The 24,209-nt window shown below is 68.7% G+C and carries 26 protein-coding genes; 12 read left to right on the forward strand and 14 right to left on the reverse strand.

What is annotated here, in order from left to right:
- Window positions 1–331: 331 nt before the first annotated feature.
- The 4 genes from DIZ26_RS16035 to DIZ26_RS16050 form a co-directional block, all read right to left on the reverse strand.
- Window positions 332–1,609, reverse strand: a complete 1,278-nt coding sequence (locus DIZ26_RS16035; RefSeq protein WP_112241965.1) for a cupin domain-containing protein — start codon at window positions 1,607–1,609, stop codon at window positions 332–334.
- Window positions 1,606–2,079 (reverse strand): BatC protein, encoded by a 474-nt coding sequence (locus DIZ26_RS16040; RefSeq protein ID WP_112241967.1) that lies wholly within the window; start codon window positions 2,077–2,079, stop codon window positions 1,606–1,608. Before DIZ26_RS16040 ends, DIZ26_RS16035 begins: the two co-directional genes overlap by 4 nt.
- Window positions 2,080–2,184: 105 nt before the next feature.
- Window positions 2,185–3,225 (reverse strand): Rv2231c family pyridoxal phosphate-dependent protein CobC, encoded by a 1,041-nt coding sequence (cobC, locus tag DIZ26_RS16045; RefSeq protein ID WP_232828372.1) that lies wholly within the window; start codon window positions 3,223–3,225, stop codon window positions 2,185–2,187.
- Between the two features lie 38 nt (window positions 3,226–3,263).
- The gene (locus DIZ26_RS16050; protein WP_232828373.1) at window positions 3,264–4,055 is read right to left on the reverse strand and encodes a carbon-nitrogen hydrolase family protein; all 792 of its coding nucleotides are present in this window, start codon (window positions 4,053–4,055) and stop codon (window positions 3,264–3,266) included.
- 75 nt (window positions 4,056–4,130) lie between these two features.
- Between DIZ26_RS16050 and mobA the strand changes: the two genes are divergently transcribed.
- Together mobA and DIZ26_RS16060 are read left to right on the forward strand one after the other, a co-directional pair.
- A complete protein-coding gene (gene mobA, locus DIZ26_RS16055) occupies window positions 4,131–4,673 on the forward strand; it encodes a molybdenum cofactor guanylyltransferase (protein WP_112241970.1) in 543 nt (180 codons plus the stop codon).
- Window positions 4,674–4,701: 28 nt separating this feature from the next.
- On the forward strand, window positions 4,702–5,679 hold the full coding sequence (locus tag DIZ26_RS16060) for an NAD(P)H-quinone oxidoreductase (protein ID WP_112241971.1): 978 nt from the start codon (window positions 4,702–4,704) through the stop codon (window positions 5,677–5,679).
- Between the two features lies 1 nt (window position 5,680).
- Here DIZ26_RS16060 and DIZ26_RS16065 read toward each other — a convergent pair whose 3' ends face one another.
- Complete coding sequence (locus DIZ26_RS16065) at window positions 5,681–6,256, reverse strand: TetR/AcrR family transcriptional regulator (RefSeq protein ID WP_112241972.1); 576 nt, start codon at window positions 6,254–6,256, stop codon at window positions 5,681–5,683.
- Window positions 6,257–6,329: 73 nt separating this feature from the next.
- Between DIZ26_RS16065 and DIZ26_RS16070 the strand changes: the two genes are divergently transcribed.
- Genes DIZ26_RS16070 through DIZ26_RS16085 form a run of 4 tightly spaced genes read left to right on the forward strand, consistent with a single transcriptional unit; the run spans window position 6,330 to window position 10,783 of the window.
- Window positions 6,330–6,746 carry a VOC family protein gene (locus DIZ26_RS16070; protein ID WP_112241973.1) on the forward strand — a complete coding sequence of 139 codons (417 nt, stop codon included), beginning with the start codon at window positions 6,330–6,332 and terminating at the stop codon, window positions 6,744–6,746.
- Between the two features lie 49 nt (window positions 6,747–6,795).
- Window positions 6,796–7,377 carry a PadR family transcriptional regulator gene (locus DIZ26_RS16075; protein ID WP_112241975.1) on the forward strand — a complete coding sequence of 194 codons (582 nt, stop codon included), beginning with the start codon at window positions 6,796–6,798 and terminating at the stop codon, window positions 7,375–7,377.
- The gene (locus DIZ26_RS16080) at window positions 7,374–8,093 is read left to right on the forward strand and encodes an ABC transporter ATP-binding protein (RefSeq protein ID WP_112241977.1); all 720 of its coding nucleotides are present in this window, start codon (window positions 7,374–7,376) and stop codon (window positions 8,091–8,093) included. Before DIZ26_RS16075 ends, DIZ26_RS16080 begins: the two co-directional genes overlap by 4 nt.
- Window positions 8,093–10,783 (forward strand): ABC transporter permease, encoded by a 2,691-nt coding sequence (locus DIZ26_RS16085; protein ID WP_112241979.1) that lies wholly within the window; start codon window positions 8,093–8,095, stop codon window positions 10,781–10,783. Before DIZ26_RS16080 ends, DIZ26_RS16085 begins: the two co-directional genes overlap by 1 nt.
- Window positions 10,784–10,802: 19 nt before the next feature.
- Here the strand turns inward: DIZ26_RS16085 and DIZ26_RS37880 are convergent, their stop codons facing one another.
- Complete coding sequence (locus DIZ26_RS37880; RefSeq protein WP_198676116.1) at window positions 10,803–10,970, reverse strand: hypothetical protein; 168 nt, start codon at window positions 10,968–10,970, stop codon at window positions 10,803–10,805.
- Between the two features lie 25 nt (window positions 10,971–10,995).
- On the opposite strand from DIZ26_RS37880, the gene DIZ26_RS16090 reads away from it, so the two are divergent.
- Both DIZ26_RS16090 and DIZ26_RS16095 read left to right on the forward strand, forming a co-directional pair.
- Window positions 10,996–11,523: a CGNR zinc finger domain-containing protein gene (locus DIZ26_RS16090; protein WP_112241982.1), complete on the forward strand. Its 528-nt coding sequence runs from the start codon at window positions 10,996–10,998 to the stop codon at window positions 11,521–11,523.
- A gap of 40 nt (window positions 11,524–11,563) precedes the next feature.
- Window positions 11,564–12,172: a bacterial proteasome activator family protein gene (locus DIZ26_RS16095; protein WP_112241984.1), complete on the forward strand. Its 609-nt coding sequence runs from the start codon at window positions 11,564–11,566 to the stop codon at window positions 12,170–12,172.
- A gap of 13 nt (window positions 12,173–12,185) precedes the next feature.
- On the opposite strand, the gene DIZ26_RS16100 is transcribed toward DIZ26_RS16095, so the two are convergent.
- The gene (locus DIZ26_RS16100; RefSeq protein WP_112241986.1) at window positions 12,186–12,998 is read right to left on the reverse strand and encodes an HAD family hydrolase; all 813 of its coding nucleotides are present in this window, start codon (window positions 12,996–12,998) and stop codon (window positions 12,186–12,188) included.
- A gap of 602 nt (window positions 12,999–13,600) precedes the next feature.
- Between DIZ26_RS16100 and DIZ26_RS16105 the strand changes: the two genes are divergently transcribed.
- Window positions 13,601–14,110 carry a WhiB family transcriptional regulator gene (locus tag DIZ26_RS16105; RefSeq protein WP_232828374.1) on the forward strand — a complete coding sequence of 170 codons (510 nt, stop codon included), beginning with the start codon at window positions 13,601–13,603 and terminating at the stop codon, window positions 14,108–14,110.
- 173 nt (window positions 14,111–14,283) lie between these two features.
- On the opposite strand, the gene DIZ26_RS16110 is transcribed toward DIZ26_RS16105, so the two are convergent.
- Both DIZ26_RS16110 and serS read right to left on the reverse strand, forming a co-directional pair.
- Window positions 14,284–15,084, reverse strand: a complete 801-nt coding sequence (locus DIZ26_RS16110) for an HAD family hydrolase (RefSeq protein WP_112241988.1) — start codon at window positions 15,082–15,084, stop codon at window positions 14,284–14,286.
- Window positions 15,081–16,355, reverse strand: a complete 1,275-nt coding sequence (serS, locus tag DIZ26_RS16115; protein ID WP_112241990.1) for a serine--tRNA ligase — start codon at window positions 16,353–16,355, stop codon at window positions 15,081–15,083. Before serS ends, DIZ26_RS16110 begins: the two co-directional genes overlap by 4 nt.
- 105 nt (window positions 16,356–16,460) lie before the next feature.
- On the opposite strand from serS, the gene DIZ26_RS16120 reads away from it, so the two are divergent.
- Entirely contained in the window at window positions 16,461–18,050 is a 1,590-nt protein-coding gene (locus DIZ26_RS16120) for a diacylglycerol kinase family protein (protein WP_112241992.1), read from the forward strand.
- Here DIZ26_RS16120 and DIZ26_RS16125 read toward each other — a convergent pair.
- Window positions 18,018–18,536 carry a DUF4446 family protein gene (locus tag DIZ26_RS16125; protein WP_157979735.1) on the reverse strand — a complete coding sequence of 173 codons (519 nt, stop codon included), beginning with the start codon at window positions 18,534–18,536 and terminating at the stop codon, window positions 18,018–18,020. The two genes, DIZ26_RS16120 and DIZ26_RS16125, sit on opposite strands and share 33 nt — an antisense overlap.
- 124 nt (window positions 18,537–18,660) lie before the next feature.
- On the opposite strand from DIZ26_RS16125, the gene larB reads away from it, so the two are divergent.
- Window positions 18,661–19,377, forward strand: a complete 717-nt coding sequence (gene larB, locus DIZ26_RS16130; protein WP_112241994.1) for a nickel pincer cofactor biosynthesis protein LarB — start codon at window positions 18,661–18,663, stop codon at window positions 19,375–19,377.
- A gap of 41 nt (window positions 19,378–19,418) precedes the next feature.
- Complete coding sequence (larC, locus tag DIZ26_RS16135; RefSeq protein ID WP_232828385.1) at window positions 19,419–20,771, forward strand: nickel pincer cofactor biosynthesis protein LarC; 1,353 nt, start codon at window positions 19,419–19,421, stop codon at window positions 20,769–20,771.
- Between the two features lie 12 nt (window positions 20,772–20,783).
- Here larC and DIZ26_RS16140 read toward each other — a convergent pair whose 3' ends face one another.
- The 4 genes from DIZ26_RS16140 to DIZ26_RS16155 all read right to left on the reverse strand — a co-directional run bounded on the left by DIZ26_RS16140 (window position 20,784) and on the right by DIZ26_RS16155 (window position 24,196).
- Window positions 20,784–21,101, reverse strand: coding sequence for a cupin domain-containing protein (locus tag DIZ26_RS16140; RefSeq protein WP_112241998.1), 318 nt, complete (start codon window positions 21,099–21,101; stop codon window positions 20,784–20,786).
- A gap of 10 nt (window positions 21,102–21,111) precedes the next feature.
- On the reverse strand, window positions 21,112–22,671 hold the full coding sequence (mptB, locus tag DIZ26_RS16145) for a polyprenol phosphomannose-dependent alpha 1,6 mannosyltransferase MptB (RefSeq protein WP_112242000.1): 1,560 nt from the start codon (window positions 22,669–22,671) through the stop codon (window positions 21,112–21,114).
- A complete protein-coding gene (locus DIZ26_RS16150) occupies window positions 22,668–23,423 on the reverse strand; it encodes a glycosyltransferase (RefSeq protein WP_112242002.1) in 756 nt (251 codons plus the stop codon). Before DIZ26_RS16150 ends, mptB begins: the two co-directional genes overlap by 4 nt.
- 170 nt (window positions 23,424–23,593) lie before the next feature.
- On the reverse strand, window positions 23,594–24,196 hold the full coding sequence (locus DIZ26_RS16155; protein ID WP_112242004.1) for a dihydrofolate reductase family protein: 603 nt from the start codon (window positions 24,194–24,196) through the stop codon (window positions 23,594–23,596).
- Between the last annotated feature and the right edge of the window lie 13 nt (window positions 24,197–24,209).

Consider the following 24,209-nt stretch of genomic DNA (forward strand, 5'->3'; position numbering starts at 1 on the left):
CTCTATCCCGAGCGCACCGGGTGCCGACCCAGACACACCTCCGCCCGATCCAGGCGTGGAAGGTCCTCCGGAGCCGCCCGGCTTGGCGAGGGTGCGGAGTGCCTCGCGGGGCCATGGGTCGTGGCTTTCGATCAGGAGCCAGCGCACGGCCGGAGGTGCCGAGGCCATCAGCAGGTCGCCGCGTCGCTCGGCAGTTGCCGCACAACCGGTCTCCGGCTGGTACCTCGGCTCACTCACGACGTTCACTCACGACGGCTCACCCACGACAGCCCACCCACGACGGCTCACCCACGACAGCCCACTCACGACGACTCACTCACGAAAACAGCAGCTAAAGGCCGGCAACGACAACAGCCTCGGTCATCAACCGTCGAACCAGCACCAGCTGATCGGCCTCATCCAGCCCCGGCAACTCACCCACGCGGACGACGTCGCCCGAGCACACCCTGGCGACCGCCTCGCTAGTTGCTGCGGGCAACGAAATCGTACGATCCGGAAGCTGCATCAGCACCGGATCACCCGGGACGAGCCGGAAACGCAGCCCCGCACGCAAGCGAACCGCAGTACCGACGGCTAGCGAAGTGATGGCTGCTGCGTGAGCCAATGGCCCCAGCGGCGCAGGTCGATTGCCGGACCAGGTGCGACGGCGCAGGCGGGTTGCGAGCTCGTCGGCCGAAGCAGCACGGATCTGCTCGGTCAACAACGGCACGACCTTCTCCAACTGCTGGGCGACCTGCTCCGGATCCCCGGAATCGAAGCCGAGCGGCAGAGCGGTCCGTAGCTCGGCCTCGTTCGCCGCGAGTGCGGCCAGCTCCTGCACGAGTAGGTAGCGCGTGAGCGTGTGCAGCCCTACAGTCAGGTGCGCACTGACCCCACCAAGAGCCTTGGCCGAGTGCAAGAACCCACGCGGCACATAGAGCGCATCGCCAGGACGCAGTACTGCGTCGATCACCGGCTGCTGATCGCGAGCAGCGGCAGCAACAGCAGCGGAGTGATCCGTCCAAGGCTGGTTCCGCAGCGGGTCGACATGCACTGGAGCATGAACAGTCCAGTGCTTCTCCCCAGCCACTTGCAGGACGAAGACGTCATGTACGTCGTAGTGCGCAGCGAACCCCTGCGACTCCGGCGGCGTGATGTACGCGTTGATCTGCACCGGGTGCCCGGCCTCGACCGACAGTTGCGTAGCAAAGTCCACCAGCGGCGGCCAGGTGCGATGCAGTGCTTGCAGTACGACGGTATGCCCACTGGCGAAGAGCGCAGCGACCTTGTCGTCGCGCACCTGATCACCGATCTCCGCACCGACCCCAGCGGCCCCGGTGAACTGGCTGTCGCCGACAACCGAGCCGTCCTTGGCGATTCGCAGGAACGGCGTACGGAGGCCACGGCGGGACAGGAGCTCGTCGGCCGCGCCCAAGCTGAACAAGTCCGCAAAGCCGCCGGCGGGGATGTCCGGAGCAGGAGACAGCAGCGCCTGCGCACCCCAGTAGTTCGCAGCAAACTCCTCGAGGTCACCGGTCACACAGCGCCGGAGAGCCGGGCAGCCGTCCGACGGCTGCCCGCCCGATCGCTGCCCGGTCGATCGCTGCCCGGTCTCCGGCTGGGTGTTCACCAACTGCCGGAGTTCCCGCTCGCACCGCCATCGGCACCGCCGTCTGTGGCACTGGGATCCGCACCGCCGTCGGCAGGCCCGTCGTCACCACTGCCGGCACCACCATCGGCACCGCCGTCACTGACACCCTCCGAGGCGCCACCGTCAGCCGGTCCCTCGGAACCGCCGCCACCCGCACCACTGTCGGCGCCACCATCAGCACCGCCGTCACTCACCCCGGAGGAAGCACCGCCGTCCGCGGGGCCCTCCGCGCCGCCGTCGGCGCCACCGTCGTGTGCACCGGCCGCTGCCCCGCCGTCAGCCAGTCCCTCGTCGGAACCACCCGAGTTCCCGTACTGTCCGCCATCGCCGGCACCACTGTCAGCGCCACCATCGGCACCACCGTCGTGCGCACCAGGTGTCGCGCCGCCATCGGCCAGTCCTTCGCCGTCGCCGGACGAGGTCGTCATGTCGTCGTCGTTCAGACCCATGATGCTGCTCCCTTCGAGAAGTGCTTTCGGTGTACCCCCTGTGCGCAAAGTAGACCGGGCCTAAACCCCTGCCGCAGTTACAGCGAGCACTCGGTTGAGCGGCAATCAGCCGAGCACGTCCCGCCAGACCTTCAGGAACCCGTCGGTGACCGGCTCGGGCCGAACCGCGATCCGCAACCACTCCGGCCCGAGCCCCGGAAACGTGTCCCCTCGCCGCACCGCATAGCCCCGCTCACGCAACGCCTCACGGATCGCGGCCGCACCCTCCACCCGCACGAGCACGAACGGCCCACGCGGTACGCCGTACGTCGTACCGTCGGCGCCCAAGCCGGCCAGCAGATAGGCGCGCTGGCGTTCGATCTCCAGCGCAGCCTGGGCGGACTCGGCCATCGCACGCTCGTTGCTGCAAGCAATCGCGGCAGCCAACGCAGGAGTGGACACGGGCCAGTGCGGCTGTACTGCGGCGAGTTGCTCGATCAGCCCAGGCGCGGCGATCACGTAACCGATCCGGAGCCCGGCCAATCCCCACGTCTTGGTCAGACTGCGGATCACGACCAGGCCAGGAATCGAGGCACCGACCAGTGACTCGGGCTCGCCCGGAACCGCATCCATGAACGCTTCGTCGACGACCAGGATCCGGTCGGGGCGAGCGAGTTCGCGCAGGTCGTCGGCGGGATGCAGGACGGAGGTCGGGTTGGTGGGATTGCCGATCACCACGAGGTCGGCGTCGGCCGGGACGAGGCCCGGGTCGAGGACGAAGCCGTTCTCCGGCCGGAGTACGACGCGGTCGACGAGGTGACCGGCGGACCGGAGCGCCGATTCGGGCTCGGTGAACTGCGGATGGACGACAACCGGGTGCTTCGGACGGAACGCGCGGGCGATCAGCACGAACGCCTCGGCCGCACCAGCAGTCAGCAGGATCTGCTCGGGCGCGCACTGGTGGCGGGCGGCGATCGCGGCGAGGGCGGCGTCCTGACGCGGGTACGCCGCGAGATCGGTCAGGCCGGCGCTGATCTCGTCGAGCAACCAGGGCGGCGGCGTACCGGCTCTGACGTTCACCGCGAGGTCGACCAGGCCTGCTCCGACCTCCTGGTCACCGTGATGCTCCAGATCGAACCCGTCCAGCTCAAACCCGTCCACCGTCACCCCAGGAGGCTAACCCGACCGCCGAGGGGAGGTACGAGTCAGCGTGGAGAGACTGTGTAGCGACGGTTTTGCAGGGAGGGGTTCTGGGTCCGAATCCGGGTCAGGCGGTCTGCGCTGATCTCGGCGGTGGTATGTCCGTCGGCCTCACCGACGGCGGCGATCGCGACGCCTTGCGGGTCGATGATCTGGCTCAGGCCGCAGTACTTCTTGCCGTTCTGTGCGGCCGCCACGACATAACAGGTGTTCTCGATCGCGCGGGCCGTGAGCAGGGTCGTCCAGTGATGCTCTTTGAGCGGACCGCGGACCCAGGCCGCCGGGACCGCGAGGATCTGGGCACCGGCATCGACCAGCGCCCGCGACAACTCCGGAAAACGCAGGTCGTAGCAGGTCATCAGCCCGACCTTATGTCCGGCGATCTCGACCACGACCGGCGCGACATCACCCGGCGTCAGCTGATCCGACTCGCGATACCCGAACGCGTCGTACAGGTGGATCTTGCGATAGGCGCCGAGCAGCTCGCCGTCGGCAGCGACCGCGAGGAGCGTGTTGTACGGGCGCGCTTCGTCGCAGCTGCGTTCGAACATGCCCGCCACGATCGCCGTACCGTGTTCGGCCGCGCTCTTGCGCAAGGTGCTGACGAACTCGCCGTCCAGCGGTTCGGCCAACGGCCCGACCGATCCGCCGTCCACGGCGAAGTCCGCCATCATCGCCTCGGGCAGGACGACGAGGTCCGGCTCGTCCCGCGCGGCATCGGCGACCAGGCGCCCCAGCACCTCACGATTGGCGGCCTTGTCCTGCGTGCTGGCGGTCTGCACCACGGCGATCTTCACTCCACCATGGTGCCGCATTCGGGCCGATCCTGAACCTCCTGTGGTGGGCACCAGGGGAAGCGGGAGACTGGGACCGTGGACTTCGATGCGGTGGTGCTGGCCGGCGGCGCGTCTGCGCGGTTCGACGGCGTCGACAAAGCGCTCATCCAGGTGGACGGGGTCACCTTGCTGGATCGGGTGCTGACGGCAACCACTTCGGCGAGGTCGACCGTCGTGGTCGGCCCTGAGCGCCCGGTTTGCCGTCAGGTCGACTGGGCGACCGAGGATCCACCATCAGGCGGTCCGGTCGCGGGTATCGCGGCTGGATTCGGCAACGGCGAATCGCCTTTGGTTGTAGTGGTTTCGTGCGACCTGCCCTGGCTGACCGAGGCCGACGTCGCGACGCTGGTCGCAAACATCGACGACCACGACGGATTCGGTCTCCGCGACAGCAGTGGCCGTGAACAACGCCTCGCCGCCGCATACCGCCGTACTGCGTTGGCTGCGGCCATCGAGGCGATCGGCGATCCCCGCAACCAGTCCGTACGCCGCCTGTTCGCCGGCCTCGACCTCGCCTGGAGCGACCCGACATCCGCCGCCGACGACGCGGACACCTGGACAGACCTGACCCCGTCCTGACCGGCCGCCAACCAGTACGGTGGACGGTATGCGAGCTGTGGTGTGTGAGGGTGCCGGCGGGGTCGAGATCCTGAAGGTCGGCGAGATCGCGGATCCGACGCCGGCCGTGGACGAGGTGGTCATCGACGTGGTCGCGGCCGGGGTGAACCGGGCCGATCTCCTGCAGCGGCAGGGCCACTACCCGCCACCGCCTGGCGCACCGGGCACCCTCGGCCTCGAGGTCTCCGGCACGATCGCCGCGGTCGGCGCCGAGGTCGAGGGCTGGTCGGTCGGTGACGAGTGCTGCGCGCTGCTCGCGGGTGGCGGGTACGCGGAGAAGGTCGCCGTACCGGCTCCGCAGGTGATGCCCGTGCCGGAAGGTGTCGACCTGATCAGTGCCGCCGCGCTCCCCGAGGTGGTGGCGACCGTGTGGTCGAACGTGTTCATGACCGCGCACCTCAAGGAAGGCGAGACGCTGCTGGTCCACGGCGGTGCGTCCGGGATCGGCACGATGGCGATCCAGCTCGGTGTCGCGCACGGCGCCCGCGTGCTCTGCACGGTGGGCAGCACCGACAAGATGGAGTTCTGCACCCGGCTCGGGGCCGACGTGGCGATCAACTACAAGGAGGCCGAGTGGGCCTCGGTGGTCAACGAGGCGACGAACAAGGCCGGCGCGGACGTCATCCTCGACATCATCGGCGCGAAGTACCTGCAGGACAACGTGAAAACGCTGGCGTACGACGGCCGGCTGGTCGTTATCGGCCTCCAGGGCGGCAACCGGGCCGAGCTCGACCTCGGCCGGTTGATGAGCCGTCGCGGTTCGATCACCGGCACCGGCCTGCGGGTCCGGTCGGTCGAGGAGAAGGGCCGGATCATCGCCGAGGTGGTCGGCCACGTCTGGCCGCTGGTCGCCGCGAAGAAGGTCCGCCCGATCGTCCACCGCACCTTCGGCCTCGACGCCGTCGCCCAGGCCCACGAAGCGCTCGAGCAGTCCGCCCAGACCGGCAAGGTCCTCCTCACCCTCTGAGTCACCCCTCGGGACGGACGAGCCGGCGGACGATCCGGGCGGTGACGGCATCGACGTCGTACCGGCGACCCGTGCCGGGCGTGAGTTGGTCCAGGACGAGACCGTCGACGGCGAAATGCAGCAGCCGCACTTCCTCGGCGCCTCCTGGTAGACCGGCCTGCACATGAAACGACACATCGGCATCGAACCCTTGCTGCAACGTGCGCGACAGGATCTCGTGCAGGCCTGGATTCCGCGCGGCCTCGAGACGCAGGTCGAACAAGGCGAGCGAGAGTTCCGGCCGGCCGAGAAGCCGCTCGACGATGTAGCGCACGTAGTCGACGACAAGGTCGATCGACGGCTCGCGCTCGGCAAGCGGTGCGAGCACCGCCTGATCGGGCGCCAGGCGCTCGAAGATCCGCTCGCCGAGGGCACCAAGCAAGGCATCCCGGGTGCGGAAGTAGTTCGACGCCGTACCCGCGGGCAGGCCGGCGGCGGCGTCGACCGCTCGATGGGTCAAACCGCGGGCGCCTGATTCGGCCAGTACGGCGAGGCCGGCGTCGGCCAGCTGGATGCGACGTTCCGTGTTCCTGGGCACGTTGACAAGCCTACCAGCTGTGCACTACAACTGTCGTGATTAACAACAACAGCTGTAGTAGTCAGGAGAACGAATGCAACCCGCAGCCTTCGGCGCGACCGTGGTCACCTCCCGCCCCGCGGAGGTCGCCGCCTTCTACCAGGAGCACTTCGATCTACAGATCACCATCGACCTCGGCTGGTTCATCTGCCTGCGGCGCGGCGATGCCGGCTGGGAGATCGCCATCAGCGAGCGCGGCCACGAGTCGGTTCCGGCCGCGGTGTCGGCAGCGAGGGACAGCACCAACGTGTTCGGCTTCGTCGTCGAGGACGCGGACAAGCTCGCCCAGTCGCTCACCGAAGCCGGCGTCAGGCTCGAGGGCGAGGTCGTCACGGAGCCCTGGGGTCAACGTCACTTCTTCGTCCGGGACCCGGAAGGCACCTGGATCGACGTCATCCAGTTGGTGGCGCCCGACCCAGCCTGGCTGGCCGCCAACACGCCCGCCACCTGACACACCGGGACATTGACCTGCGGATACTGGGTATGCATACTCAGTATCTATGTCGATCAAGCACGGCCTGCTCGCGTTGCTGCGGACGGAAGCCAAGTACGGCTACCAGCTGCGCGGCGAGTTCGAGGCCGCCACCGGCGCCACCTGGCCGCTGAACATCGGGCAGGTCTACACGACCCTGACCCGGCTGGAGCGCGACGGCCTCGTCGCCGCGGCTCCCGGTGAGGGGGACGGTGACGGGCGATCGATGTACGAGATCACCGACGCGGGCCGCGCCGAGCTGACCAACTGGTTCGAGACCCCGGTGACGCGTGAGTCGCGGCCGCGGGACGAGCTCGCGATCAAGCTCGCCCTCGCGCTCGCCGTACCGGGCGTGAACGTGACCGCGGTGGTGCACCGACAGCGGACCTCCACGATGCAGGCATTGCAGGAGCTGACCCGGCTGAAGCGGCAGAGCGCCGACGGGGAGATCTCCTGGCGGCTCGTGCTGGAGTCGATGATCTTCGCCGCCGAGGCCGAGATCCGCTGGCTCGACCACTGCGAGGCGATGCTGTCGCGCCACCAGAAGTCGCAGCCGCCCAAGGCCGGCACACCCAAACAGCAGAACACGACCCCGGGGGTCAGACGATGAACGTCATCCTGGACATCCGCAACCTGACCCGGCAGCATGGCACCGGCGACCAGGCGGTGCACGCCCTCCGCGGCGTCGACCTGTCCGTCGCCGCCGGCGAACTGGTCGCGGTGATGGGCCCCTCGGGCTCCGGCAAATCCACCCTGCTCACCTGTGCGGGCGGACTCGACCAGCCCACCAGCGGCGAGATCCTGATCGACGGCAACGACCTCGCCACGCTCAGCCGCAACGCGGTCGCCGCGCTGCGCCGGCGCCGGATCGGCTATGTGTTCCAGGACTTCAACCTGATCCCTGCCCTCACCGCGGCCGAGAACGTCGCGCTTCCGCTCGAACTGGACGGCACCCGTGCCCGTACTGCCCGCAAGTACGCCGAAGCAGCCCTGCTGGAAGTGGCCATCCCCGAGCTGGCCAACAGGTTTCCCGACGACATGTCGGGCGGTCAGCGGCAGCGAGTCGCGATCGCCCGGGCGATCGTGGGGGATCGCCGGCTCCTGCTGGCCGACGAACCGACCGGAGCCCTCGACTCCGACACCGGCGAGGCCGTCCTCCAGCTCCTTCGCGACCGCTGCGACCAGCACGGCATCGCCGGCGTCCTCGTCACCCACGACGCCCGGCACGCCGCCTGGGCGGACCGCGTCGTCTACCTGCGCGATGGTGTCCTGGTAGGCCAGGCCGGCCCGCTGCCCGAGGCCGACGTACTGCTGGAAACCCACTGATGGCCAACCCCTGGGGCCCGGCCCTGCGCATTGCCCGCCGTACTGCGCTCCGCTCGCCAGGCCGCACCGCCTTGATCGCCGCCCTGATCGGGCTGCCCGTGATGGCCGCCAGTTGGCTCGGGATGATCTCGCTCAGCATGTCCCCGAAGGGCGAGGCGCTGGCGACGGAGCAGATCGGCAGAGCCGATGCGCAGGTCGTCGTCACGCCGCACCGAACGGTCAAGCTGGACAACCAGCAGGACATCGACGGCAGCTACCTCTACAGCGATGATCCCGCGGCCGATGACCAGCGCGATCCCAACACCGTCGACGTCTCGAAGCTGCTTCCCGCCGGTACGACGATCGCTGTGCGAACCGCTTCGGTCACCACGGCCACCATCGCGACGAACGGCTCGGCGTCGGCGAACTACCAGGTCGACGTGGTGGATTCCACCGGCGACCTGTCGGCGGGAACCTACCGGCTCGACCGCGGTCGGTTGCCAAGAGCAACGAATGAAGTAGCCTTGAGCCCCCAACTGGCCAAGCACCTCGGCCTGCTCACCGACGGGAAGCTCGAGCCGGATGCCGAGGTCTCGACCGATGACGGTCCGACCTACCGGGTGGTGGGAATCGCGACGACGCCTGGCGCCACGAGGAGCCTGTCCATCTGGGCGCCCCCGGGTTCCCCCTTGAGCCGGGTCGGCGCGGACGCGGAGCTGCGCTACGTGGCAGATCTGCCGGACGGCACGGATCTTCAAGCCCTGCAGGAGAAACTGCTCGCCTATGGCGTAGTGGTCACGCCGCGCGCGGCCATCGTCCACCCGGGCCCCAGCAACGTCTCGTACAGCGGCGGGGGAAGCGCCGCCGTGATGCTGGTGGTCGGCTTCGGCGTCCTGGAGATCGTCCTGCTCGCCGGTACCGCGTTCGCGGTCAGCGCTCGACGCCAGACGCGGACGCTCGGTCTGGTCCTCGCGGCCGGCGGCACACCTGCCGACGTACGCCGGATCGTCCTCACCCAAGGCGTCGTCATCGGTCTCGCCGGGGCCGGTGGCGGAATCGCGGTCGCGGTGCTGGCGATGGTCGCCGGGAAACCGCTGTGGGAACTGCTGTTCGCACGACTGATCAGCGACATCCAGTTCCCGGTCGGCCGACTCGTGATGGTCGGCGTGATCGGCGCCGTCGCCGGGGTGCTCGCGGCCGTCGTACCGGCTCACTCGGCGGCCAAGCAGTCGCCGATGGCGGCGCTGGCCGGACGATTCGCCTCCGCGGGGACCGGAGTACGACTGCGGCGACCTGCCTTGTTCCTGGTCGCCGGCGGCGTCGCTGCCGTGGTCATCGGTACCAGCTGGATGGCGGCACTCTACGCGCAGCATCAGAAGGAAGCGGCCGGTGATCCCAACGCCTACCAAGGCGGAATCACTCCGGAACGGCCGATTGCCCTGATCCTGCTCGGGATCACCTGCGTGATCGCCGGTCTGGTCTGGGTGCTGCCGAACCTGATCGCCCGGGCCGCGACCATCGGCCGCGCGCTGCCGCTGAGCGGACGACTCGCGCTCCGCGACGCAGCCCGGCACCGGCACCGCACAGGACCGGCGGCTGCCGCGATCATGATGTCGGTCGCCGGTACTGCGGCGATGGCCTTCGCGCTGGCGAACTCCTTCGCCGCGTCGGCCAAGGACTACGTACCGACCGGGCGCGACGGCGACGCGATCATCCGGTTCAACGGCGACAACACTGGAAACGGCGACACCGGGACCGTGATCTGGACCGCCGCGCTGGAGCGGAACGTCGCGGACGCCTTGCCGACCAAGAGCATCAGCCGGCTCGGACCGGTGAGCCCGATGGGCGCAAAGCCAGAGCGTCAGGGCCCGCAGGGCCAGTTCGTCTACACGGAGCCGCTGGTGGCATTCCCCGTCGGCCTCTCCGACCAGGCCGGTGACATGGTGGCCGCACCGTTGCTGGCGGTCGATCCGGACTTCATCGCAAGCCTGGGCGGCAATGGCGCCCAGGTGGCCGCGGAGTTGCGGGCCGGGAAGATCATCGTCGAGACGCCAGGATTCGAAGGCGACCACGCCCGGCTCGGCACCTGGAGCGACAAGCCCTCGGCGAAGGAGAAGAGGATCGCGGTCAGCACGCTCACGCCGTCGCACCAACTGGCCGCCTTCGACCGGCAGGCGCTGGTCGGCACCGAAACGGCCAGAACGCTGGGCACGATCAACGTCCAGCAGACCCATCTCGCGCTCACCCGAGCGCCGACCAAGTCCGAACTCCAGACTGCGCGGAACTTCCTCGGCTCCGAGAGCGCCTTGAAGATCGAGAAGGGCTACCAGAGCCCGGCGGACAAGGCGCTGGTCATCCTGCTCTCGGTGGCGGCCGTGGTGACGCTGCTCGGCGTGGCCATCGCCGTCTCGCTGTCGGCTGCGGAGGGGCGGGCCGACCTCGCGACGCTCGCGGCGGTCGGGGCCAAACCGCGCCAGCGGCGCAACCTCGCGGCCGCTCAGGCCTGGCTGATCGGCCAGCTCGGCTGCCTGCTCGGCGTGTTCGTCGGCGCGCTCTACGGCTACACGGCTCGGGTCGCCTTCGGTTCGCCGTACTTCGCGATCCCCTGGCGCGAACTCGGCGGCATGGTGGTGCTGATCCCGTTGTGCGCGGGGCTGCTCGCCTGGCTGCTGACCCGCTCCCGGCTGCCGATGGTCAGCCGGATCGACTGATCAGCGCAGAGTTGTTGCCTCAGGCATCGATGATGGCGAGCTCGGGATAGGCGACCGGATAGGCCGGCGTACTGGTGATCCGCCGCCGGCCGCACTCGCAACGTTGGTAGACGACCAGTCCTTCACTCACCTGGTGGGCGGATTCGACAGTCCATCGATGCCGGTGAGCTTCAGCTGTAGTGGTCATGGACTCATCGTGATGTAATGCCATTGTGCATCTCAACCCTTACGGCGCCGACGCGGTCCTGCTCGCCGTCAACCTGGTCACCAACCCGGCCCGTACGCCGGACGAGCTGGCCGAGCGCTGCGAGGAGAGCGGCGTCGAGAGTCGCCTGGTCCGCACCCGGGCAGTCACCGAGGCGGACCTCGCCGCAGTACGCAGTGCGCTCGACGAGTGGCTTGCCGTGGTGGATGCGCCCGACGAGGAAACCAGAGTGCGGCTGGCCAACGAGATGCTCGCCAAGTACACCGAGCATCCTCGGCTGACGAACCACGCCGGCGACGGTTGGCACATGCACTACCGGCCGGACGACGTACCGGTGGGGCGGCTCGTCGCCACGCTCATCAGCACCGGCACGGCACTGCACCTGGCCGGTCGCGGAATCACCCGCCTGGGCCGCTGCAGCACTGACGGCTGCGACAACGTGTACGCCGACCTGTCGCGTGGCGGGCGTCAGCGCTATTGCAGCCCTGCTTGCGCCAACCGGGACGCCGTTCGCCGGCATCGCTCGCGGCACTAGGCCACCGAAGTCGCTGGCGGTGGGGTTCTAGGATGGGCAGATGAGTGAGAGCAGCAGCGAAAGCCAGGGGATGCCGATGGCCGGCGCCCAGACCGAGGACGGCAAGGTCCTGATCGTCGGTCCGGACGGTATGGCCGTCGAGGGGCCACCGCGCGGCGAGAACGAGGACCGTCACGACGACGAGCCGCGCTCGGTGACCGAACTGGTCGAGCAGCCGGCCAAGGTGATGCGGGTCGCGAACATGATCCGCCAGCTGCTCGAAGAGGTGAAGTCGGCGCCGCTCGACGAAGCCTCCCGCAATCGGCTGCGGTCGATCCACGAGGCGTCGATCAAGGAGCTGGAAAGCGGCCTGGCGCCCGAGCTCGTCGAGGAGCTGGAGCGGCTCAGCCTGGACTTCACCGAGGACAGCACGCCCACCGAGGCCGAGCTGCGGATCGCGCAGGCCCAGCTGGTCGGCTGGCTCGAAGGTCTGTTCCACGGCATCCAGACCGCCCTGTTCGCCCAGCAGATGGCTGCCCGCCAGCAGCTCGAGTCGATGCGCCGCGCGCTGCCCGGCGGCCAGCAGGTGCCGCAGGAAGAAGGTGCCTTCCCGGGCGCTCCGCAGGCCGGTAACACCGACGGGCCCGGCAGCGGCGGGATGTATCTCTGAAATTCCCGCCGTTTCAGCCGGCGAACAACTCTTCGAGGACGGTGGCGACACCGTCCTCGTTGTTTGCCGGGCAGACGACGTCCACCATCGCGAGAACTTCCGGGTGAGCGTTCGCCACGCCGTACGACGTGCCGGCCCAGGCCAGCATCGGCAGATCGTTGAGCGAGTCTCCGAACGCGATCGTCTCGTCGGCCGCAATCCCTTGTTCTGCGGCGAAATCGGCCAGCATGGTCGCCTTCGAGACGCCACTGGCGGAGATCTCCACCAGGCTGTGGCCGCCGCTGTGACTGGCCGCGACCCGGTGCCCGACCAACGGGCTGATCTTGGCCAGCAGATCGTCGGAGTGCCAACTGGGGTGGCGGACGAGGAGCTTGGCGGCCGGCTCGGCCAGTAGTTCCTCGAGTTCGGCGACCAGCGTGTCAGCGGGAGTGGGCCAGCGATTCAGGTACCTCGGTTCCTGTCCGTAACGGTTCGATCGCTCAATGGCGAACTCCACCTCGGGAATCTCTGCCCGGATCGCCCGGGCGACCTCCAGCGCAATCGCCGGATCGATCATCGCTGTCCGGATCGCCTTGCGCTGAACGACGTCGTAGAGAATGGCGCCGTTGGCAACGATCGCGACACCATGGGCGCCGACCAGATCGGCGAGGTCGTGCAGCCACCGAGGTGGCCGGGCGGTGACCATCACGAAAACACTTCCGGCTTCCTGCGCCGCGAGCACCGCGGCCTTGGTCCGCGGCGAGATGGTGCGATCGTCGCGTACTAAGGTTCCGTCAAGATCTGTGGCGATGAGACGCGGCGGGCGGGTCTTTCGTTGCTCGGGCACCAGCCCACCGTATCCGGTCGCCAGGCGGTCCCTAATACCCTCCCGGGACCCCTTTGCGCAACCATTTGGACATCGCTTTCCGTGCAATCTGCTTGACCGTTGAACAACGTCATCAGACCGTTACGGCAGGATGCTGCAAAGGCAGCTAGTTCCCCTGCGCAGCAGGGTTTGCGCGTGATTTCATGCGGTGGTCTAGCGGGAACCGGGGGCGATTCATCCGCGTCGTACGCCTGTTCCGGATCGCAAGATCTGGTGCAGCCCCATCCCGGCGAACAGCGTCGCGGAACTGATGCTGAATTTGGTGCAACCAAATCCACATCAGCGACGTCAAGAGTTATGGATCGGTGCGTCTCGCGCCGGACGACAGGGTGGGTCGGCAACAGACAGGTCGGTCCATCAGCTAGTGGGCTCGAAGGGTACGAACGTCATTCACCGTTCGTTCACGCGAGTCCTGGAACTTGGGGAGCCACATGACTGTCAACAGCGCCACGATAGCGGGGCAAGGGAGCAGCGTCTCCCGAGCGGCTGTCGACACATCTTCCATCACGGAGGGGGCCATCACCGGCTGCGGTGCTCGGACGGACATCTTCCAGCACCGTCTGATGGAAGAGCCACCACCCGCCTCTGCCACCCGGCGGACCCGGGAGCGCTACGAGCAACTGGTCCGTGAGGCCAAGGCGCTCTGCGCGTCCTGCCCGCTGTTCACCGACTGCCTGTTCAGCGCCGTCGCCGAGCACGATGTCAGCGGTTTCGTCGCCGGTACCACGGCGGCGCAGCGCCGGTCGATGCGTAACCTGCTGGACGTCGAGGTGCAGGCCGACGACTTCGACCAGCTGGCCGGCGCCCGGGGCACGCGTCGCCCGGTAAGCCACGAAGAAGTACTGCGCCTACGCACGCAGTACCCGAACGACAGCCTCGAATCCCTGGCCATGCGGCTGGGATGCTCGCTGTCGACGGTGAAGCGCCACCTGCGCAGAGCCCGGCGCGGCCAGAGCCCCGCCAGCAAGGCACCGCGTCGCCGTCCGGAGGTCAGCGCCGTCCTGGACGCATTCGACGCCGTGGTGGACCAGCCACGCCAGGCACCGCGGCCCGGCACCACCCGCGTCGCCTGACGAGCTGAGTGGCCTGAAACCTGAACATCGGCACCTGATACTCGGCCCGCCAGCGGACTATCAGCAGCGAAGGCCCGAATCCCCTGCAGTCGCAGGAGGTTCGGGCCTTCGGCCTGTCCGGGGGACTATTTCATCAGGATCGAAAAGCTGGCCCGGGCGCGCTCTGTGCGTTATCAGAACCAGCGGTTGAGAACAGCGGCTACGCCGTCGTCCTGCACCGACTTGGTCACCTCGTCGGCGGCCACCTTCACCTCGTCGGGCGCGGACCCCATCGAGATGCCGAGCCCTGCGTAGACGAGCATCTCGATGTCGTTGCGTCCGTCGCCGATCGCCAGCAGGTCGGCCGGGTCCAGGTCGTACTGCGCCAGCGCGACCTTCAGGCCGGTGCTCTTGTCCACGCCCTCAGGCGCGATGTCGAGCCAGGCCGTCCAGCCGACGAAGTAGCTGACCCCGTGCAGCCCGAGCCGGCCGGCCAGGTCGACGAAGTCCGCCTCGGACGCGTCCGGATCGCGGATGATCAACCGGGTCACCGGTTCGGGCGCGAGCTCGGCGTCACTGACCACGCGGATCGCCGCACCGGTGCCAAGATCGCCGTCCGGGAACGGCGCGGTCACCCGGTAGCCGTGGCGGCCCTCGCCGTGCTCTTCGACCGCCATCCGCGCGTTCGGGGCGTGTTCACGCACCGACGCGATCACCGTCGACGGATCGAAGGTGCGTTCGTCGACCACCTCGCCGCTGGGATAGCGGACCGTCCGCGCACCGTTGCTGGCGACAACCAATCCTTCGCGCAGCCCGAGCAACTCCGCCACCGGCTTGGTGGTCTGGTACGCCCGGCCGGTGGCCAGGATGATCGGCACCTGGCCGGCCGCCCGGCGTACGGCGTCGATCACGGCCGGCGAGATCCGCTCGTCGTGGTCGATCAACGTCCCATCGATGTCGAGGGCAACGGCCTTGGGCCGCCAGCCGTCGATCATCTGGCCACCGGTTCGAGAACGTCACGGCCACCGACGTACGGCCGCAGCGCCGCCGGCACCCGGACCGAACCGTCCGCCTGCTGGTGCGTCTCCAGGATGGCGACGAGCCAGCGGGTGGTCGCCAGCGTTCCGTTCAGCGTCGCGACCGGACGGGTCCTACCCTCGGCGTCGCGGTGCCGGATGTTCAGCCGGCGCGCCTGGTAGTCGGTGCAGTTCGAGGTGGAGGTGAGCTCGCGGTACGCGCCCTGCGTCGGCACCCACGCCTCGCAATCGAACTTCCGGTACGCCGACGTGCCGAGGTCACCGGTCGCGGTGTCGATCACCCGGTAGGCCAGCTCCATCTTGTCCAGCATCTCCTTCTCCCAGCCGAGCAGCCGCTGGTGTTCGGCTTCCGCGTCCTCGAGGCTGCAGTAGGAGAACATCTCGACCTTGTCGAACTGGTGGACGCGGATGATCCCGCGGGTGTCCTTGCCGTGCGAACCGGCCTCGCGGCGGTAACAGGACGACCACCCGGCGTACCGGACGGGTCCGTTCGAGACGTCGATGATCTCGTCCATGTGGTAGCCGGCCAGCGGGACCTCCGACGTACCGACCAGGTAGAGCTCGGGCTCCTCCAGCCGGTAGACGTCGTCGTGGGCGTTCAGGTAGCCGGTGCCGCCCATCACCTCGGGCTTGACCAGGGTCGGCGTGATCATCGGGGTGAAGCCGTTCTCCACCGCCTGGGCGATCGCCAGTTGGAGCATGCCGAGCTGGAGCAGCGCACCGACGCCCTTGAGGAAGTAGAAGCGCGCGCCGGAGATCTTCGCGCCGCGCTCCATGTCGATCGCGCCCAGCAGTTCGCCGAGCTCGAGGTGGTCACGGGGCTCGAAGCCCTCGGCGGCGAAGTCGCGTGGCTTGCCGATCTCCTCGACGACGACGAAGTCCTTCTCGCCGCCGACCGGAGCCTCGTCGGAGACCAGGTTCGGCAGGCCGCGGGAGAGCTCGTCGAAGCGGGCCTCGGCCTCGTTCGCCGCGGCCTCGGTCGCCTTCACCTCGGCGGACAGCGTCTTGGTCCGCTCCAGCAGCGCGGTTCGCTCGTCGCCCTTGGCCTGGGCGACCTGCTTGCCGAGCCCCTTCTGCTCGGCGCGCAACGATTCGAACGCCGCGATGGACGATCGACGATCACCGTCGGCCGCCAGCACCTGGTCGACCAGGTCGGTACTCTCGCCACGCTTGGTCAGGGCCGCACGGACGACATCGGGGTTCTCACGGAGCAATTTGGCATCGATCACACCGGAAGAGTATCGGGGCGTGTCAGCGGCGGCGAAGTCTATTCGGGATGATGAGCTGGCACCAGCCGATCAGACGTGTGGTTTCGAGGGGGTTTCGAGCGGCCGATGAATCATCATCCACCCAGTCAGCTCGGCCGTGCCCTGACGGTGGTGCTGGGTGCTCTGCCGTTCACGATCATCACCCTGCTGGTCTTCGGCGACTGGCCGCCGCTGCGTCGCTGGGACCTGTCGGTCGCGGCTGAGGTAGCGGAGTACGGTGCCGCGCACCAGAACGTCGTGCGGTTCTGGGAGGTCGTCGCCGCGATCACTGTGCCGTGGACCGCGCGCGGCATCATCGTGGTGGTCGCGGCCTACCTCTGGCATCGCCGGGCGAGGTTGCTGGCCCTCTGGTTGGTAGTGACAGCAGGTGCCGAGCTAGGGCTGGCGCAGGCCGTGCAGCACATCTTCGACCGTGCCCGGCCCACCGAGATGCTCGTCGAGGCGAACGGCGGGTCGTACGTCTCCGGCCACGCCACCGCGGCCTTCGTACTCGTCGGCGCCCTCGGCGTGGTGCTGCCGTCCGTGCGCGGCTGGCGGCGGCGGTTTCGTCTCCTGGTCACCCTGCCGACCATCGCCGTCGTCTGGATCGTCTCGGTGGACCGCGTCGTCCTGGACGTGCAGTACGTCTCCGATGTTCTCGGCGGCTGGGCCCTCGGCCTCGCGATCCTGACCGCCAGTTCCATCGGCTTCGGCCTGCGGCCCGGCCTGCGCCGCCGCAGGCGACGGACCGTCGTCGACGGCGACTGGTCCGCACCGCCGCGCGCTGCGGTGATCGTCAATCCGATCAAGGTCGGCGACGGGGTGGCGTTCCGCCGCAAACTCACCCGCGCGCTGGCCCTGCGCGGGTACGACGATCCGCTGTGGCTGGAGACCCGGATCGACGACGCCGGGAACGCGATGGCCAAGCGCGCGATCGAGAACGAGTCGGACCTGGTCCTGGTGGCCGGCGGCGACGGCACGGTCCGAGTGGTCTGCGCCGCGCTGGCCAACACCGGGATCCCGGTCGGCGTGATCCCGGCCGGAACCGGCAATCTGCTGGCCCGCAACCTGCACATCCCGCTCGACCTGGACGACGCCCTGGAGCGGATCCTGGACGGCCGGGACCGCCGGATCGACCTGGTGACCGTGCGCGGCGACGGCCTCGACACCGACAGGTTCGCGGTGATGGCGGGCCTTGGCCTGGACGCGGCGATCATCTCGGAGGCGCCGCCGCATCTGAAAGCGCAGATCGGCTGGACGGCGTACCTGGTCTCGGCGGCGAAGAACATCAACCATCCGTCGGTGCAGGTACGGATCAAGCTGGACGACGCCGAGCCGGTGGAGCGCCGGGTGCGGACTGTCGTGATCGGCAACGTCGGCATGTTGCAGGCGAACATCCCGCTGCTGCCCGATGCGCGTCCGGACGACGGGCTGATCGACGTGGTGGTGATCGCGCCGCGCCGGGTGACCCAGTGGCCGCTGGTGTTCTGGCGGGTGATGACCCGGACCAAGCGAACCGAGATGTACCTCGAACGCTTCACCGGCCGGAAGGTGGAGATCACGGCGGCGGCGGCCGTCCAGCGTCAGCTCGACGGCGACGGGATCGGCGCGGGCCGCTCGCTCACGGCCGAGGTCGAGCCGGGCTCACTGGTGGTCCGGGTCCCCAAGCGCCGGTGACGCCTCCTTGCGGAGCGTCTCGATCGCCTCTTCCTCCTCGGGCGACAGCTTCGAGTCACTCTCGAATCCGGAGACCTCTTTGGCGTACGAGCGGGCGTCGTTGCGGCTGTTGATCGACGTCAGTACGACGCCGTCGCCGTTGTCGTCCAGCAGCGCCATCGACCAGGACAGCCGGCCGCCCATGTCGCCGTACGCGTCGTAGCGGACCACGGCGAGGTGCTGCAGTGTCTCCCGCAGCTCACTGCGGGCGTCCTCCAGCTCCTTGCTGAGCCTGCGCAGCTCGGACTTCACCGTGCCCGGCTTCTGCGGCTCCTGGAACTGCGGCTCCACCTGCGGCTGCGGTGCCGGGACAGGGGTCGCGGGCAGCTTCTGGGTGGTCTTGGGAGCACCGGACTGCGCCCGGAGCGCCTGGATGGCGAACACGAGGGCCAGGGCCGCCACGAAGAGGGCAGCGATCCCGAAAGCACCGGCTAACGTCGAAGACACGGGTGGCAGCCTAATGGCTCACGGTGGCTCACCATGCATCAGCGCGAGTGACCAGCCGCGTGCGCTGCGTGAGAATGTCAGGTCCGAATCGGTGATTTCCTGCTGGGCCACGTAGATTCGCAGCGTGACTCATTTGCCTGACCCAGGTCCGCAACCAGGCGTGCACGATCTCGGCTACGCCCGGCTCGACACCGACCGGCTGGAGCGCACCGGCGACGCCGAGGTCGTCTACGGCGCCGGCAAAACGCCTGCGCAGGTCGTCGAACTGCTCCGCACGCTGCACGACACCCACCCCGATCACGCAGTGCTGGCGACCCGCTTGACCGTCGAGGCACAGGAAGCCGTCGCGGCGGCCTTGCCGGAAGCGGTCGTGGATCCCGTCGGCCGTACTGCGGTCCTCGGCTCACCGCCGGTACTACGCGGCACGGTCGCCGTGGTCGCCGCTGGTACTTCGGATGCTCCGGTCGCGGCCGAGGCTGCGACGACTGTCCAGGTTTTCGGAGCCGGCGTGGATCTGATCACCGATGTCGGGGTCGCGGGGTTGCACCGGATCCTCGGTGTGCGTGAGCGACTGGACGCCGCCGACTGCCTGATCGTGGTGGCCGGGATGGAAGGCGCGCTGCCGAGCGTCGTCGGCGGGCTCGTCGGGGTGCCGCTGGTCGCAGTACCAACGTCTGTCGGGTACGGCGCTTCCTTCGGTGGGGTGGCCGCGCTGCTGGGGATGCTCAACTCGTGCGCGCCGGGAGTGACCGTGGTGAACATCGACAACGGGTTCGGGGCTGGGGTGTTCGCGGCTCGGGTCGCGCGCCGGGCAGCTCCGGCGGAGGTGAAGACGCAGTGAGAGTCGCCTGGATCGACTGCTCTGCTGGAGCCTCGGGCGACATGCTCCTCGGCGCATTCCTGAGCGCCGGCGCGGACCGCGAACTCGTCAACGCGGCCGTGCGCGCGGTGGACCCGTCTTTGTCGGTGACCGCCGAACAAACCAGCCGCCATCAGATCGCCGCCACCAAAGCCTCGGTCCGAGTCGACGGGGAGTTACACCCCGAGAACTCGGCACCTTCGTCGCCGGTTGAAGGCACGGAGGGTGCTGGGTCTCAGGCGGCGGACCACGGCCATGGCCATGGCCACGGGCATGATGGCGAAGGCGGGCACGCGCATGCTGGGGATGCTGAGCATCGGGACGATGGCGAGACGGGCCGTGGGCACGAGGCCGGGCATGGGCATGGGCATGGGCATGGTCATGGCGGGCATCGTGGGCACGGGCCGACTCGGAGTTGGCGCGATGTTCGGGAGTTGATCGAGGCTGCTGGGCTTTCGGAGGCTGTGCGGGAGCGGGCGTTGGACACGTTTGCTCGGCTGGCTCGGGCTGAGGCGGCTGCGCATGGGGTTGAGCCGGATGCGGTGCACTTCCACGAAGTGGGCGCGCTTGATGCGATCGCCGACATCGTCGGGGTAGCGGCGGCCTCCGTCTCGTTGGAGCTCGATCGGATCGTGGTCTCGACGATCTCGCTCGGCGGCGGTCGTCAGGTGCGCGGGCAGCACGGAGGCATCCCGGTGCCCGGCCCCGCGGTGCTGCATCTGCTCTCCGAGGCGGATGCTCCGGTCGTCGGCGGCACCGCGCCGTACGAGATGACCACGCCGACCGGGGCCGCGTTGCTGGCCTCGCTGGCCGACGAGTTCGGGCTGATGCCGCCGATGCGGATCCAGCAGACCGGAGTCGGCGCGGGCGGGCGGGACCCGATCGAGGTACCGAACATCGTCCGGGTGGTGATCGGCGAGTCCGTCGAGCAGCCCGGCACCGAGGTCGTCTACGAGACCAATGTCGACGACCTGGATCCGCGGATCTGGCCGCAGGTGCTGGCGCGGCTGATGGAGGCCGGCGCGGCGGACGCGTGGCTGACCCCGATCCTGATGAAGAAGGGGCGGCCCGCGCACACCCTCTCGGTGCTGGTGAGTCGGCCGAACGCCGAGGTCGTCCGGGCCGTCATCCTCGCCGAGACGTCCGCGATCGGGCTGCGCGAGTTCGACATCCGCAAACATGCCGCCGACCGCGAGTTCGCCAGTGTCGACGTCGACGGGCAGCGGATCCACGTCAAGATCGCCCGGTACGGCGGTCAGGTGGTCAACGTGCAACCGGAGTACGACGACGTCGTTGCGGCCGCATCGGTGTTGAAGCGGCCGGTGAAGAACGTCCTGGCCAAGGCGATCGCCGCCGGCCACGACCTCTGGAGCTAGCGGCCGGCTCGATCAGCGACCGGAGTACGGCGGGGCGAAGAAGACGAGCAGGGCCAGGTCTTCGGTGATGTCGACGAAGCGGTGTTCTTCCTCGGCCGGGACGAACAGCACATCACCGGGACCGACCTGCTCGGATCCGCTCGGCGTCACGAACGTCGCCCGGCCCGTGGTCACCACGTAGATCTCGTCCTCGTGATGCGGCGCCTGGTCGTCGACCGCGCCCGCGAGCAGCGAGTACGTCCCCACCGACAGCGATTCCGTCCGCAGATGTTCCGCGAAGTGATTCGGCTCTGCCTTGTGGAAAACGCCCGCCCCTGGCAGCTTCTGCATCCGGCAGATGCTAGTGCGCCGCGGCCTTTTCCGTCACGGCTTTGGCCTTGCGTTTCGGCCAGTCGTACGGCCACCAGCGCGCGCCGCCACGGCGGGCCCAGATGATCAGCCCGATCAGTACGCCGAGCTCGATCGCGGGGCAGATCGTGTCCCGCAGCCGGGCGCTGAACCACTCCAGCGAATCGGACAACGACGCCGCCACCTGCCGCGCGTTGGGATCGCGACCCGGCACGTAGGCGATCGCGAGCATCGTCGTCCGGATCACCATCAGCTTGTCGACCTTCGACGCGGCCACCGCAGCCAGCGCGACCCAGGCGATCAGGTCGTACCAAGGGAGCGAGTACATCGCGGTGAGCAGCCAGGCGATTGCGTAGATCGCCGTGTACCGAATGGCGTCGGGCGTCCGGTCCTCAGGGTGCGTCTGCGGCACCAGCGACTTCGGGAACACCTGGGAGAGCAGGATCGCCACCACGATCAGCCCGACCCAGGAGGCGATCGCGAGCAGCGTGCGGACCAGCGCGCCGGGGAGGAACAGGTCGAACAGACTCAGGATCACCTTGTGCGGCGTCCCGGTGGAGATGAACGACGTCTGCGACCGGGCCTGCTGGAACGCCTGCAGCCCGACGATCGAGTACAGGCCGGCCATCGACACGGCGCCGCCGAGGCAGAAGAAGATCGCGCGGCGTCGATCGGCGCGCAGCGACCAGAGCATCGCGACGCCGACCAGCCCGATCGACAGCTTGGTGCAACCCGCAACGCCGAGCATGATCCCGGCCCAGAACACGTGCCGGCGGAACAGCACGAGCGCCCAGACCGCGAACATCACCGCGATCGCGTCGTTGTGCGCGCCGGCCAGCACCGACCACAGCACGAGTGGGTTGGCCATGCCGACCATGACGACGCGGCGTTGATTGACCGGATTCGAACCGACCAGCTTGAGCAGCAGCAGCCCGGTGACGATGAGGCTGATCGCGACCGACAGCTGGAGCATCCAGACGGTCAACTGCATCGAGTCGCCGCCGACCCAGGAGGAGAACCACTGGATCCAGGTGGCGATCGGCCCGTACACGCTCTTCGCGCCCTGCCAGGGCCGCTCGGTCGCCGCGATCACCGGGTCGTAGCCCAGCCGGATGGTGTCGGCCGGCGCGGTCGTGTACGGATTGCCGCCGAGCGACATGATCCGCCCGTACGCCGCGTAGATCAGCACGTCGCCCGAGGCCATCGGCGGGACCAGCGTGATGGCGGCCGTCGTACCGATGCCTAGGGCAACCAATTTGCGGACGCCCGGTGCCCAGCCTGCTTTGAGCGCACGGGTCGCCAGATACACGCCGTACCCGCCGAGCAGGATCGCGACGTAGATCATCACCGAGACGAGCCAGTCGTTCGGCTTGGTGTCGAACCAGTACGACGGGAGCCAGGCGTGCCGGTTGGTCAGCGTCAGGACCACCACGGACGGACCGAGGAGGCCCGCTGCGACGATCAGCACCGTCGAGGCGAGGTACAAGGCGATTGCGCGGCGGCCGTCTCTCAGCGCGGTCGGCTGTTGCTCCACGACTGCGTCGGCGCTCATTGCGGCGGCTTCCGGGAAGGCAGGGCGCTCCGGGCAGCGAGCGCACGCCGTACGTGCAGGAACTGGCGACCCCGATGCAGTTGTCCGCGCCAATCCGTCCCGGTGGCGCGATGCCTTACTTCGATCGGCACCTCGATGATGCGGAAGCCCTTGCGTCCCAGGTCGATGCTCAATGCGGTCTCGACACCGAAGCCGCTCGCCAGCGGAAGGGCCGCCTCGAACGCCGTGCGGGTCAGGCACCGCTGTCCGGACAGCGGCTGCTCAGGCGACCAGCCGGTCGCCTGCTCGATCCCCGACCGAGCGAGTCGTACGACGAATCCGTGTCCGCCGGCCTTGCTGCCATCGGCGCGGACCTGCGCGGGCAATGTGCCGATCGTCATGTCCGCGCGGCCGGCCACGACCGGCTCGATCAGCGGCTCGGCGCCGGTCGCGGAATCGGTCAGATCGGCGTCCAGGAAGAGCAGGTGCCGCGCTCGCGCACCATCTCGCTCCGCAACGGCTGCCGCCCCCGTCTCCATCGCCGCCGCCTTCCCCCGGTTCCGTTCGTGCCGTACGACGATCGCGCCGGCCTGCTCGGCGGCCGCGGAGGTGCCGTCGGTGGACCCGTCGTCGACCACGACGACGAGGTCCACACCGGCGATCTTCTGCACCGCGGCCACGGTCGCGGCGATCCGCTCGGCCTCGTCCTTCGCCGGGATCACGCAGGCGACAGCGCCGACGGGCTCGACGGGAGGCAGCTCAGTACCGGACACAGCACCGCAGCCTAGTTGTTCCCGGGCCGATCGCCGTCCTCAGCACCACCCGGCTGTGGATATCTCATTCTTTCGAATGGTCAGCCGGCAGCCTGTGGACAACCTCGGCCCGGCCGGCGGACTTCGGTGCATCTTCTCTGGCAGAACCGAAAGGAGCCGCCATGAACGGATCAGGAACGGGTGCGGTCGTAGAGCAGCGTGAGCGCGCCGGACTCGGTGGGCGTGGAGTGCGAGAGCTTCCACGAAGTGGCTGGGATGCCGTCCTCGAAGAGGCGGGCGCCACCGCCGACCAGCTCGGGGGCGAGGGTGATGCTCAGCCGGTCCACCTCGTCGGCCGCGAGCAACGCACGGATGACGCTGCTGCTGGCGAGGACGACGATGTCGCCGCCCGGCTCCGCGCGGAGCTGCTTCACCACGCCCGCCGGGTCGGCGTCGACGAACCGCGAGTTCTGCCAACCGGATTCGGTCACGGTGGACGAGAAGACGACCTTCTCGACCTCGTTCAGCCACTTCGAGAAGGCGCGGTCCTGCGGGGCGGCGTTCTCGTCGTCGGCGACCGCCGGCCAGAAGCCGCCGAAGCCCTCGTAGTTCTTCCGTCCGAGCAGTGCGGTGGTGGCGGTGCTGGTCACCCGCGTCATGTGGTCGCGGGCCCCTTCGGTGATCGCGTGCGGAACGATCCAGCTCATGTCGTAGTCGCCGCCGGCGCCGTTGACCCGGCCGTCGAGCGAGAGCGTGATGTTCGCGGTCACCGTGCGGGTGTTGTGCTGCGTCATGTCGGTTCCTCCG

It is taken from the genome of Kribbella monticola (assembly GCF_003261635.1).
Taxonomy (GTDB): domain Bacteria; phylum Actinomycetota; class Actinomycetes; order Propionibacteriales; family Kribbellaceae; genus Kribbella; species Kribbella monticola.